Genomic DNA, 12,946 nt, shown 5'->3' with positions numbered 1-12,946 from the left:
GCCACGCGGATGACCGCCCTGCGCATCGCTGCCGCGCTGACCTCCCTGGACGAGGTCGCGCACTTCTGCCACGAGCTCGCCGAACGGGCCGGGCTCAGCCCCGAGGCCGCGTACCGGCTCCGGCTCGCCGCCGACGAGCTCGCCACCAACGTGGTGATGCACGGCTACCGCGGCGGCGAGGGGGAGTTACGGCTCGCGGGCGGAACGGACGAGGACATCGTCTGGATCCGCCTGGAGGACGACGCCCCACCCTTCGACCCCGCCGCCGGGCGCAAACCCCCGACGCCCGACGTCCCGCTGGCGAAGCGGCCGATCGGCGGTCTGGGGATCCACCTCGCCATCACCGCGCTGGACGACTTCAGCTACCGCTACGCCGACGGCCACAACCGCAGCACCCTCGTGATCCGGCGGCACCGAACCGAATGAGGACCCCATGCCCGACGTGACCGCGCTCCTGGTCGACCAGGAGCGGAACCCGCCCCCCGAGCTGCTGGCCGCCCTCGCCCACGAGAACGTGGCCGTCGAAGTGCGCACCCCGCAGGACGCCCTGGAGGGGGAGGCAGCCCGGGCGGAGGTCCTGCTGGCCCCGGCCGCGATGCCGCCGCGGGCCGTGCGGGAGATCAGCCGGCGCCTCGCCGGGAGCGGGGCGACCCCGATGACGGTGGTGTACGCGGAGGAAGGCTTCGCCGACATCGAGCAGCACATCAGGCTCGGGCACGACTACATCGTCCCGCCGTTCCTCCCGCCGCTGGTGCGGGCCAGACTGCGCAGTTGCTACGAGCAGGCCAAGCTCGGCCGGGCGATGGAGGAGATCGAGGCACAGGCCGAACTCCTCAGTTACGAACGGGAGCTGAAAATCGGCCGGCAGATCCAGGAGGGCTTTCTGCCGGAGGAGCTGCCCGCCCCCGGGGGCTGGGACCTGGACGTCCGCTTCCGGCCCGCCCGCAACGTCGCGGGCGACTTCTACGACGTGTTCGAGCTGGTCAACCGTCGTCGGCTGGCCCTGGTGGTGGCCGACGTGTGCGACAAGGGTGTGGGCGCGGCGCTGTTCATGGCGCTGATCCGCAGCCTGCTGCGGCACACGGCCGAGCACAGCGGCCTGCAGAGCCTGATGACGACCCACCAGGCCGCCGACCACGCACATGTCATCCCCGTGGTCGGGGCCACCCCGCTGCTGAACGCGGTGGTCGGCACCAACGGCTACCTCACCCGCAACCACAGCGGCCAGGGCTACTTCGCCACGATGTTCTTCGCCGTCCTCGACCCGGCCACCGGCAGCCTGGTCTACATCAACGGCGGTCACAACCCGCCCATGCTCGTCCCCAGGGAGGGTGGGGACCCGACGCCGCTGGAACCCACCGGACCGGCCGTCGGCGTCATCCCGGACTGCGCCTTCGACCTCGGGTACGCCCAACTCCGGCCGGGCGACACCCTGTTCGTCTACACCGACGGCGTGACCGAGGCGCGCGACGAGGGCGGCGGGTTCTTCGGCGACGAGCGCGTGCTCGGCCTGCTGCGAGAGCCCGTGCCGTCCGGACGGGCCCTGCTGGAGCGGATGGAGGCGGCGCTGCGGGAGCACACCGGCGCCGCCGAGCAGCATGACGACATCACCATGATGGCCGTCCACCGCACGGCCGGACCGTGCTGACCCGGCGCCGCCGCGCCCACGGTTTCCAGGACGATCGGACAGGAGAGATGGCACAGATCATCGCGATGCACTCGCACCGAGGGGGCACCGGAAGATCCACCCTCGCAGCCAACCTGGCCCGGCTGATGGCCGACGAGGGCCACCGGGTGGCGCTGGTGGACACCGACATCCAGTCACCCGCCGCGCACGCCCTGTTCGGCGGTACCCAGATCCCGGAGCGTACCCTCGCCGACTACCTGGTCGGCCAGTGCGAGGTCGAGGACGCGGCCCTCACGGTGCCCGCCGTACCCGGAGGTACCGAGCTGTACCTCGTCCCCGCCCGGGCGGAGGCCTCCGGGATCCACGAGATCATCGCGCAGGGGTACGACGTCGGCCTGCTGCGCGAGGGCTTCGACCGGCTGATCGACGCACTACGCCTGGACGTCCTGCTGCTCGACACGCACGCGGGTATCAACAACGAGACGGTGACGGCCGTGGCGAGCGCCGACACCCTGGCCGTGGTGACCAGGTCGTGCCGGCTCGACCTCCTCGGCGCGGCGGAGACCGTCGAGTTCGCCGCCCAGCTCGGCTGCCCGCGGCGGGTGCTGCTGGTCAACATGGTCCCGCCGGGCGTGTCGCAGGAGCTGGCCGCGCAGCGAGCGGAGGCGGCGTACGGATCGCCCGTGGAGGCCGCCCTGCCGTACACGCCGGAGCTGGCCATGGCCGCCGGGGCGCGGCTCTTCGTCGACGCCCACCCCGACCACCCGCTGGTGGAACGTTTCCGCAAGATCATCCCTTCCCTGGTACGCCGGAGGTGACGGCAACGATGGAGACCCTGTCCGCGATCGCCCTGGTCGGAGGCCGGGGAGTGCGGGCCCGGCCGCTGACCCTGAACTCCCCCGACTACCTGCGCAGCAAGGCCGCCATGAGCCTGGCCGGCCGCAGCCTCATCGAGTGGGCGGTCGGGATCCTGCAGGCCCAGGGGATCGACCACTTCTACGTCGCCGCCAACGGCGGGGAGAACCGCGCCCAGACCAAGGCCATCCTGGAGCACGGGGAGCAGTTCGGCGTGTCCGTCCGTTACTCCCGCACCCGCTTCGACAGCAGCAACACCGGCTCCGGCGAGGCCACTCTGCGCTGCCTCGAGTACTGGGACCTCACCGGCCTCGCGCTGGTCTTCCCCTCCGACTCGGTCTTCGACTTCGGCCTCGCCGCCATGGCCCGCGCCCACCGGGCACACGACGCCGTGGTCACCCTCGCCACCGTGCTGCGCGCGGCCACCGAGGCCGCGGGCAAGTACGGCGTGGTGCTGCGTGCCCCCGGCGGCCGGGTGGCGGGCTTCCTGGAGAAACCGGACCTGGCCACCCTTCGGGCGGCCGGCGCGATCGACGGCGCGGGCCGGGTCGAGACCAACGCCGGAATGTACCTGGTCGACTGCGACCGGCTGCGGGCGATCGCCCGCGAGCCGGCCCTCGCCGCGCTCGCCCGCCGCAGCCTGGACTGGGGCGGCGACCTGCTGCCGTACCTGGCCGCGCAGGGCCACCGGATCGCCTCCCACCCCATCGCCAAGTTCGGCGACCTGGGCAGCCCCCGCGACTACCTCACCACCCTGCGCGAAGTCCTGCGCGACGAGTACCCGATGCTCAGCGGCCGGATCGACCCGCCGGTGAGCGCCCTGGCCGGCGCACGGATCCACGAGAGCAGCCTGCACCTCAAGGACGAGACCACCGGCCGGACCCTCGCGGAGAAGGTCGCCGACGGCACCGTCCGGATCGGCCCGAACGTGCGGATCGGCCGGGACGTCGAGATCGGCCCCGGCGTCGTCCTCGCCGAGTCCGACATCGGCGACGGCGTGGACCTCGGCGAGGGCGCCTCGCTGCGCGGTGTCGCCTGCGGCGACCACAGCATCGTCGGACCCGGCGCCCTCATCTCCGACGCCTTCCTCGGCGTCATGGTCGACATCCGCTCCAGCCGTGCGCGCCCGGTCGTCCTGGAGGAGTTCTGCGCACTCGGCGACGAGGTCCGGGTCGGGGCCGGCACCCACCTGCGCGGAGTGAGCGTGTTCCCCCGGCTCGACATCGGGAGCGAGGCACGGATACCCACCGGGGCCAGCCTCTCCGGACTCAAGGACCTGCTGCACTGGCTGGGCGAGACCCCCGTGAACGGGAGGGCGGCGTGATGCGCGTCGACGTCCTCACCCGCGAGTACCCGCCGTACGTCTACGGCGGAGCCGGCGTCCACGTGCAGCAACTCGCCCGGGAGCTACGGAAACTGGTGGACCTGCGAGTCCAGTGCTTCGACGGGCCCCGCCCCGCGCCGTACGTCACCGGCCACCGAACGCCCGCCGACCTGGCAGGAGCCAACGGCGCCCTCCAGGCCCTCGGCACCGACCTCGCCATGGCGGCGGCCGCCGCCGGGGCCGACATCGTGCACAGCCACACCTGGTACACCAACCTCGCCGGCCACCACGCGAAACTGCTGTACGGCACCCCGCACGTGGTCACCGCGCACAGCCTGGAACCGCTGCGCCCCTGGAAGGCCGAGCAGCTGGGCGGCGGGCACGCGCTCTCCTCGTTCTGCGAGCGCACCGCCCTCCTCGGCGCCGACCGGGTGATCGCCGTCTCCGGCGCGATGCGCGAGGACGTCCTGCGCTGCTACCCGGAACTCGACCCCGACCGCGTCGTGGTGATCCACAACGGCATCGACACCGACGAGTTCGCACCCGACCCCGACACCGCCGAACTGCGCCGCCTGGGCATCCGCACCGACCGGCCCACCGTCGCCTGCGTCGCCCGCCTCACCCGGCAGAAGGGCCTGACCCACCTGCTGCGCGCAGCGCCGCACCTGGCCCCCGGCACCCAGCTGGTGATGTGTGTCAGTGCTCCCGACACCCCCGAGATCGCCGGGGAGTTCGCCGCCGCGGTCCGCGCGGCACGCGGGCTGGGCGCCGAGGTGGTCCACGTCGAGGAGCCGCTGACCCGCTCGGCGGTGCGCCAACTCCTCTCGTACGCCGACGTGTTCGCCTGCCCCTCGGTCTACGAGCCGCTGGGCATCGTCAACCTGGAGGCGATGGCCTGCGAGACACCGGTGGTCGCCACCGCCGTGGGCGGCATCCCGGAGGTGGTCGCCGACGGGGAGACCGGCCTGCTGGCCCCGTTCGGCGGCGACGGCGGGCCCGCCGAACCCGTGCTCCTCGCCATGGAGTTCGCGGTGCGGATCAACGAGCTGTTGGCCGACCCGGACCGGGCCCGCCGGATGGGCCGGGCCGGGCGCCGCAGGGCGGCCGAGCACTTCTCCTGGACGGCGATCGCCGGCCAGGTCCACGACGTCTACCGATCGGTGGGGGAAAGGTCCGGAGTCCGATGACCGTCGAGTCGATCCTGCCCGCGAAGGAGCTCCGCCCGCACCAACTCCCCTCCCCGGTCGGACGGATCCCGATCACCGAGGTGCGGCCGTCGGTGGATCAGGGGCGTCGGCCCGCGCGGGCGGTGCCGGGCGAGCCGTTCGAGATCTCCGCCACCGTCTTCCGCGAGGGCCACGAGGAGATCGGTGCCCGGGTGGTGCTCACCGGCCCGGACGGCCTGGAGCGCCCAGGGATCCCGATGACCGAGAAGGTGCGCGGCACCGACCGCCGGACCGCAGAGGTCGTCCTGGACCAACTGGGAGAGTGGACCTTCCGGGTGGAGGCCTGGAGCGACCCGCTGGCCACCTGGCGGCACGCGGCAGAGGTGAAGGTCCCGGCCGGCGTGGACGTCGAGCTGAGCCTGAAGGAGGGCGCCGACCTGCTGGCCCGAGCCGCCCTCGGACCCCTCGCCGTCGGGACTCCCACGCAGACCGTGCTCGCCTGGGCGGCGGCCGCCGTACGGGACACCGCCCGCCCGGCCGAGGCGCGGCTGGTCGCCGCTCTCTCGCCCGAGGTCCGCACGGCGGTCGACGCCGGACCGCTGCGCGAACTCCTCACCGTCGGACCGGAGTTCCCACTGCGAGTGGAACGCGAACGGGCGCGCTACGGCTCCTGGTACGAGTTCTTCCCCCGTTCGGAGGGAGCCGTCCTCGACCCGGCCGGTGTACGGCCGCCCCGCTCCGGCACCTTCCGCACCGCGGCGCGTCGGCTCCCCGCCGTCGCCGCGATGGGCTTCCACGTCGTCTACCTCCCGCCGATCCACCCCATCGGCGCCACTCACCGCAAGGGCCCCGACAACAGCCTCACCGCCGGGCCGCACGACCCCGGATCCCCGTGGGCCATCGGCTCGCCCGCCGGCGGGCACGACGCCCTGCACCCGGACCTCGGCACCGACCGCGACTTCCGGCAGTTCGTGCGCACCGCCCGCCGCCTCGGCCTGGAGATCGCGCTCGACTTCGCCCTGCAGTGCTCGCCCGACCACCCCTGGCTCCGCGAACACCCCGAGTGGTTCCGCCGCCGGGCCGACGGCAGCATCGCCCACGCCGAGAACCCGCCGAAGAAGTACCAGGACATCCACCCGATCGACTTCGACGCCGACCCGGACGGCATCCACGATGCCTGCCTGCGGGTGCTCCACCACTGGATGGACCGGGGCGTGCGGATCTTCCGGGTGGACAACCCGCACACCAAACCGCTCGGATTCTGGGAGCGGCTGCTCGCGGACGTCCACGCCACCGACCCGGACGTGCTCTTCCTCTCCGAGGCGTTCACCCGCCCGGCGATGCTGCACGCCCTGGCCCGGGTCGGCTTCCACCAGTCGTACACCTACTTCACCTGGCGCAACACCCGGGAGGAGATCGAGTCCTACCTCGGCGAACTGGCCGGACTCGACGGCGATGAGTCGGCCGACTACCTGCGGCCCAACCTCTTCGTCAACACCCCCGACATCCTCCCGCGTTACCTCCAGCACGGCGGACGCGCCGCCTTCTCGGTGCGGGCGGTGCTGGCCGCGACGGCCAGTCCCTCCTGGGGCGTCTACGCCGGCTACGAGCTGTGCGAGGCGGCCGCGGCCGCGCCCGGGGGCGAGGAGTACGCCGACTCGGAGAAGTACCAGTACCGGCCGCGCGACTGGGCCGGCGGCGAAGGGCGCTCGCTCGCTCCGCTGCTCACCGCGCTCAACCGGATCCGGGAGCGGCATCCGGCGCTGCACCACCTGCGCAACCTGCGCTTCCACTCCTGCGACAACCCGCAGATCCTCGCCTACTCCAAGCGGCTCGGCGAGGACGCCGTCCTGGTGGTGCTCAACCTGGACCCGCACCACGCCCAGCAGGGCACCCTCACCGTCGACCTCGCCGAACTCGGGCTGGAGCCGGGCGCCGCCTTCGGCGTCCACGACGAGCTCACCGGAGCCGACTACCGCTGGGGCGGCGAGAACCACGTCCGGCTCGACCCGCTCGCCGGCCAGGTGGCCCACGTCTTCACCATCCGATCCCTGACGAGGACTCCCCGGTGACCCCACTCCTTGATCCGCTTCCGCCGACGCTCGGCGAGCTCGACCTCCACCTGATCGGCGAGGGCCGCCACGAGCGGCTCTGGCAGGTGCTGGGAGCCCACCCCCGGGCCGACGGCACCGACTTCGCCGTCTGGGCCCCCGGCGCCCGCGCGGTACGGGTGGTCGGCGACTTCAACGGTTGGCACGGCGCCGGGCACGAGATGCTGCCACTCGGCTCCTCGGGCGTCTGGCAGTTGTCCGCGCCCGGGGCCCGCGAGGGTGCCCTGTACAAGTACGAAGTCCTCGGCGCGGACGGTACCTGGCGGCAGAAGGCGGACCCGTTCGCCTTCTCCGCCGAGTGCCCACCAGGGACGGCCTCCAGGATCTACACCTCCTGGCACCGCTGGACCGACGCGGCCTGGATGGCGGGCCGGTCGGCGCGCCCGGCACGGACGAGCGTCTACGAAGTCCACCTGGGCTCCTGGCGTCCGGGCTTGACGTACCGGCAACTCGCCGACGAACTGCCCCCTTACGTCCGGGACGTGGGCTTCACCCACGTCGAGTTCCTGCCGGTCGCCGAGCACCCCTTCGGCGGCTCGTGGGGGTACCAGGTCACCTCGTACTTCGCCCCGACGGCCCGGCTCGGCACCCCGGACGACTTCCGGCACCTGGTCGACGCCCTCCATCGGGCCGGCATCGGCGTGATCGTCGACTGGGTGCCCGCGCACTTCCCCAAGGACGACTGGGCGCTGGCCCGGTTCGACGGCACCCCCCTCTACGAGCACCCCGACCCGCACCGGGGCGAACACCCCGACTGGGGCACCCTGGTCTTCGACTTCGGCCGCCCCGAGGTGCGCAACTTCCTGATCGCCAACGCGCTGTACTGGTGCGAGGAGTTCCACGTGGACGGCCTGCGGGTGGACGCGGTGGCCTCCATGCTCTACCTCGACTACTCGCGCGGCCACGGCCAGTGGACGCCCAACGCCCACGGCGGCCGCGAGAACCTGGAGGCGGTCGCCTTCCTCCGGGAACTCAACACCACCCTTCACCGCTGCTTCCCCGGCGTGCTCACCGTCGCCGAGGAGTCCACCGCCTGGGAGGGCGTGACCCGGCCGACCGAGGCCGGCGGGCTCGGCTTCGACCTGAAGTGGAACATGGGCTGGATGCACGACACCCTGGGCTACCTCCGCCAGGACCCGGTGCACCGGCGCCACCACCACACCGGCATGACCTTCCCGATGATGTACGCCCACGCGGAGAACTACCTGCTGCCCGTCAGCCACGACGAGGTCGTCCACGGCAAGGGTTCGCTGCTCGGCAAGGCCCCTGGCGACTGGTGGCAGCAGCTCGCCTCCGTCCGCGCCTACCTGGCCTTCATGTGGGCCCATCCCGGCAGCCAACTCCTCTTCATGGGGCAGGAGTTCGCCCAGCCGTCCGAGTGGTGGCACGACGGCTCACTGGACTGGCCGGTGCTCGACACACCCGAGCACCGAGGTGTGCGCGACCTGGTCCACGATCTCAACTGGCTCCAACGAGCCGTTCCCGCGCTCTGGCAGCGCGACGGTGAACCCGGCGGCTTCCGCTGGATCGACGCCGACAACGCGGACGAGAACGTCCTCTCCTTCATCCGCTACGACGCCGACGGCGAACCCCTGGTCTGCGTGTACAACTTCTCGCCGGTGGTCCGAGCTCCGTTCCGCCTGGCCTTCCCCCGCGCCGGCCGCTGGCGCGAGGTACTCAACACCGACGCCGGCTGCTACGGGGGCAGCGGCGTCGGCAACCTCGGCGCCGTCACGGCCGAGGCAGGGCACTGGCAGGGGCTGCCCGCCGTCGCCGACATCGCGCTGCCACCGCTCGGCGCGCTCTGGCTGCGTCCGCAGGACGGGGAGGCCGATCGTGGCTGAGCTGCTGCTCCTGGTCGTCGGCGCGACCCTGGTCTCCGCCGCCGCCCACCGCACCGGCGTCTCCCCGCCGATTGCGGCGGTCGTCGCAGGGCTGCTGGTCTCCTTCGTCCCCGGCGTACCCGACTACCACCTCGACCCGGACCTGGCGCTGATCGTCTTCGTGCCCCCGCTGGTGTACTCCGACGCGGTGGAGAGCTCCTACCTGAACCTGCGGGCCAACGCCCGCCCGATAGGCCTGCTCTCCGTAGGGCTCGTCCTGTTCACCACCGCGCTCGTCGGCGCCGCGGCACACGCGGTCGTCCCCGGGATGCCGTGGGCGGACGCCTTCGTCCTGGGCGCGATCCTCGCCCCCACCGACGCGGTCGCCGCCGTGTCGATCGCCCGCCGGCTCGGACTGCCGCGCCGCATCGTCACCATCCTGGTGGCCGAGAGCATCGTCAACGACGCCACCGGCATGACCGTCTTCCGCCTCACGCTCGCGTCCGCCTTGGGCGGCACCAGCACGTTCCTCGACGGCGCGGCCGAGTTCGCGTACACCTCGCTGGCCGGAGTCGCGATCGGCCTGGCGCTCGCCCTCCTGGTCCGGCGGTTGCGCGGCTGGCTGGCCGACGCCGTCACGGAGAACGCCGTGATGCTGCTCGTACCGTTCGGCGCCTACGCGGCCGCCGAGTCTCTCCACGCCTCCGGAGTGCTGGCCGTGCTCGCCGCCGGGCTGTACCTCGGGCACCACTTCGCCGGAGCCTCGCACGAGGCCAGGCTGCAGGAGAAGGCGACCTGGCGGGTGGCCACCTGCGTGCTGGAGGCGGTGTCCTTCGCACTGATCGGACTGCAACTGCGTCCGGTGCTCCAGGCCCTGCGCACCACCGACCCGGCGGCGCTGGGCCGGTACGCGGCCGTGGTGTTCGCCGCCATGCTGCTGGCCAGGGCCGTCTGGGTCTTCCCCGCCACCTACCTGCCCCGCCGGCTGTCGGCGCGGTTGCGCGGGCGCGACCCGGCGCCCCCGTGGCAGCACCCCGCCGCGATCTGCTGGGCCGGTACCCGCGGCGTGGTCTCGCTGGCCGCCGCCTTCGCCGTGCCGCCCGACCTGCCGGGCCGGGACCTGGTGCTCTTCCTCGCCTTCTCGGCCGTGCTCGGCACCCTGCTGGTCCAGGGCGTCGGGTTCCCCGCCGTGGCACGCCGGCTGCGCCTGCGGGACGAGGGGCAGGCGCGTCAGGACGACCTCGCCGAGGCCATGGCGCAGGAGGTCGCGGCCCGGGCGGCCTGGGCCCGGGTGGAGGAGAGGATCGCCAGCGGCCGGGACGACGCGCCCGGTCACGTGCTCGACCGCCTGCGGGACCTGGCCGAGCACCGCTGCTCCACCGCGTGGGAGCGGATCCGGGCGGACGGTGCCCCGCCGCGGGCCGAGCCGCCCACCGCCGCGTACCGGCGGTTGCGCAGGGAGATGCTCGCCACCGAGCGGGGCGTCTTCGTCCGGCTCTGCCGGGAGGGCCGGATCCACGACGAGGTGCTGCGGCGGGTGATGCACGAGCTCGACCTGGAGGAGGCGGCACTCTCGCGGACCTGACCGGCGTTCTCGGTCTTGACCGGAAAGAGGTCCGTATGCTGTGCCAACAATTTCCCGCGATCGCGGCTTTCCCGGTCGAGCCTGATCCGCGCGCACGGCATATGGAACTCGCTAAACCGTCGTCGATCTGTTCTACCGGAGTCGGTTCTCTGCTCTAATGGGCGATCGAGCTCAGCAGTGCAGGTGGATTTTCGGGAAATCCGTCCGAATCGACGATTTCCCCGCCCTGCCATGCCCGGAATGGCGAACGATTTCCGCCGGGCCGTGGTATTCGCGCATTGCTTTCGAGGAGGGATGGGTGTGGACGCCGGATTCGATGGCTTCGGTCCGCAGGACCTTTCTCAGGATCAGGTGGACCGGATGTGCGGGCAGTTGCTCGCCTCCGTACCGCGCAGTGACCAGCGACGATGGGGTGAGCTGTACGTCCGGGGCTTGCTGTCCGCGAAGGGGCGCAAGACCATGAAGGGCATCGCCGAGGCCGCCGACGCCGGCGCGATGCAGAGCCTCCAGCAGTTCATCACCACCTCCCCCTGGGAGTGGAAGCCGGTGCGCCAGTCCCTGGCGCGTTTCGTGGACCGGGAGCTCCAGCCGGTCGCTTGGATCGTCGAGCCGCTCGCCGTGCCCAAGGCGGGCCGGTACTCCGTCGGCGTCGAGCGCCAGTTAGTCCCCGGACTCGGCCGGATGGCCAACTGCCAGCAGAGCGCCGGCGTCTGGCTGGCCTCCGAGGAGGCGAGCTGCCCGGTGGACTGGCAGCTCGCGTTGCCGGCCACCTGGGTCCCGGGCAGCGAACAGCGCAGAAGAGCCGCCGTCCCCGATCACGTGAGATCCCAGACCCCGGTGGAGTGCGCCGTCGGTTCGGTCGTCTCGATGGCCGAGGAGTGGCGCCTCACACCACGCCCGGTGGTGATGGCCGCGACCGGTGACGACCTCGCCGGGGTCCTCACGGCGTTCGTGCCGCGCCGGATCCCGTTCGTCCTGCGTGTCGACGCCTCCCTGCAGGTGACCCCCGCCGACCCGCGGCTGCCCGTCGGGGACGGGCGGCGACTGCCCGCGGAGCACCTCATCGCCTCCGTACGGGAGCTGGGCGCGGCCGTGGAGTGGCGCGACAGCTGGTACGCCCGGCACCGGGTGGCCAAGGTGGTCGGCGTACGGGTCGCGCTGCCGACCCTCCACGACCGCGCCGCGAGCATGCCGCCGCTCTTCCTGATCGGCGCCTGGACCGACCCGAAACAGGCACGGCCCACCGAGCTCTTCCTCTCCAACATCGGCCACCTCTCCTCGTCGGCGCTCTTCCGGATCGCCAAGCTGACCAGGCGGGTCTCCCGCGACCTGCAGGACGTCTGCGACCGGGTGGGCATCCGCGACTTCGCCGGGCGCTCCTTCCGCGGCTGGCACCACCACGCCACACTCGTCTCGATTGCGCACGCGATCTCCGTCCTGGCCAGGCTGCCCCGCCAGTCGGGACGGCTGCTGTCGCAGCGACGCCTGCCGCTGATCGGATCGCGGTGACCGCGCCCGCCCGGTCCTGCGGGGAGCTGCGGACGGCGGGCCCGCGCATCCGCTCGCGTGGTTCCCGGCGACACCTGGTTCATCGTGCGGATTCCCGCACCGACCCGAGAGGAACTCGAATGGCGGAAATCATCACAACGGACGCACGAACGGTTTTCGAGAAGCAGCTCGCGGCGGTGACCGCCGGCGATCTCGAATCGGTCGTCGAGAATTACGCCGTGGATGCCGTGCTCATTCGGACCGACCGGAGTTTCGCCGGTACGGAAGGAATTCGCGAGGCGTTCTCCGGGTACCTCGCCCTCCGGCCGAAGCTGGCGGAATTGGTGGAGTACGCCGAGCACGGCGACACGGTCTGCTACCGGGCGGTCATGGAGGTCTCGGGCGAACGGAAGGACACGGTCGGCACCATGGTGATGAAGGACGGCCGGATCTGGCGGCAGACGGCCTTGTCCCGCCCGGACACCCCGGCGAACACGACGCCGCTGGAGGTGTACCGGGCCTGGAACGACTGCCTGCTGGCGGGCGACATCGAGGGGGCCACGCGTCTGATCGACGCCGACCGGTGGACCGAGAAGTGCCTCGGGCTGACCGGCTGGCTCACCGACTTCCAGGTCGCGCTCACGCACTACGCGCGGAACATGGTCGAGCCGTGGGAGGGCCTGGAGATGTCCGAGGAGGAGGTGGTCGAGGGGCGGGACGCCGTCACCATCCGGTTCCGCGTCGAGGCCACCCATGTCGGGGAGTTCATGGGCGTCCCCGCTACCGGCCGAAGGGTCTCCTTCGATGCCATCCGTATCGTCCACGTCAGGGACGGCAAGGTCACGGGACAGTGGGCGCAGCTCGATCTCTGGGGCCTCCACCGGCAACTGACGGGTGATCGGCCGAAGACGTCCTGAGGCAAGTCCGTCAGAGTACCGTCAAAGGAACATTCCGGGCCCTTCGAGGC

General features: G+C 72.2%; 10 protein-coding genes. All 10 read left to right on the top strand.

Annotation, left to right across the window (positions count from 1 at the left end; genetic code table 11):
- Window positions 1-9: 9 nt before the first annotated feature.
- The 10 genes from ACGF12_RS27720 (at window position 10) to ACGF12_RS27675 (ending at window position 12,896) form a co-directional block, all read left to right on the top strand.
- Complete coding sequence (locus ACGF12_RS27720) at window positions 10-426, top strand: ATP-binding protein (protein ID WP_393035524.1); 417 nt, start codon at window positions 10-12, stop codon at window positions 424-426.
- A gap of 7 nt (window positions 427-433) precedes the next feature.
- The gene (locus tag ACGF12_RS27715; protein ID WP_393035521.1) at window positions 434-1,648 is read left to right on the top strand and encodes a PP2C family protein-serine/threonine phosphatase; all 1,215 of its coding nucleotides are present in this window, start codon (window positions 434-436) and stop codon (window positions 1,646-1,648) included.
- 47 nt (window positions 1,649-1,695) lie between these two features.
- Complete coding sequence (locus ACGF12_RS27710) at window positions 1,696-2,445, top strand: MinD/ParA family protein (protein WP_393035518.1); 750 nt, start codon at window positions 1,696-1,698, stop codon at window positions 2,443-2,445.
- A gap of 8 nt (window positions 2,446-2,453) precedes the next feature.
- Window positions 2,454-3,806: a sugar phosphate nucleotidyltransferase gene (locus ACGF12_RS27705; RefSeq protein WP_393035516.1), complete on the top strand. Its 1,353-nt coding sequence runs from the start codon at window positions 2,454-2,456 to the stop codon at window positions 3,804-3,806.
- Window positions 3,806-4,993, top strand: a complete 1,188-nt coding sequence (gene glgA / locus ACGF12_RS27700) for a glycogen synthase (RefSeq protein ID WP_393035513.1) — start codon at window positions 3,806-3,808, stop codon at window positions 4,991-4,993. The genes ACGF12_RS27705 and glgA overlap by 1 nt, the downstream gene beginning before the upstream one ends.
- The gene (locus ACGF12_RS27695) at window positions 4,990-7,044 is read left to right on the top strand and encodes an alpha-1,4-glucan--maltose-1-phosphate maltosyltransferase (RefSeq protein WP_393035510.1); all 2,055 of its coding nucleotides are present in this window, start codon (window positions 4,990-4,992) and stop codon (window positions 7,042-7,044) included. The genes glgA and ACGF12_RS27695 overlap by 4 nt, the downstream gene beginning before the upstream one ends.
- Window positions 7,041-8,927, top strand: a complete 1,887-nt coding sequence (gene glgB / locus ACGF12_RS27690; protein ID WP_393035507.1) for a 1,4-alpha-glucan branching protein GlgB — start codon at window positions 7,041-7,043, stop codon at window positions 8,925-8,927. The genes ACGF12_RS27695 and glgB overlap by 4 nt, the downstream gene beginning before the upstream one ends.
- Entirely contained in the window at window positions 8,920-10,491 is a 1,572-nt protein-coding gene (locus ACGF12_RS27685; protein WP_393035504.1) for a Na+/H+ antiporter, read from the top strand. The genes glgB and ACGF12_RS27685 overlap by 8 nt, the downstream gene beginning before the upstream one ends.
- Before the next feature lie 300 nt (window positions 10,492-10,791).
- Window positions 10,792-12,000, top strand: a complete 1,209-nt coding sequence (locus ACGF12_RS27680) for an IS701 family transposase (protein WP_393035502.1) — start codon at window positions 10,792-10,794, stop codon at window positions 11,998-12,000.
- Entirely contained in the window at window positions 11,997-12,896 is a 900-nt protein-coding gene (locus ACGF12_RS27675; RefSeq protein ID WP_393035499.1) for an ester cyclase, read from the top strand. Before ACGF12_RS27680 ends, ACGF12_RS27675 begins: the two co-directional genes overlap by 4 nt.
- Window positions 12,897-12,946 lie beyond the last annotated feature (50 nt).

It is taken from the genome of Kitasatospora sp. NPDC048296 (assembly GCF_043201815.1).
GTDB lineage: Bacteria > Actinomycetota > Actinomycetes > Streptomycetales > Streptomycetaceae > Kitasatospora.
This window is presented reverse-complemented; position numbering and strand designations above follow the sequence as displayed.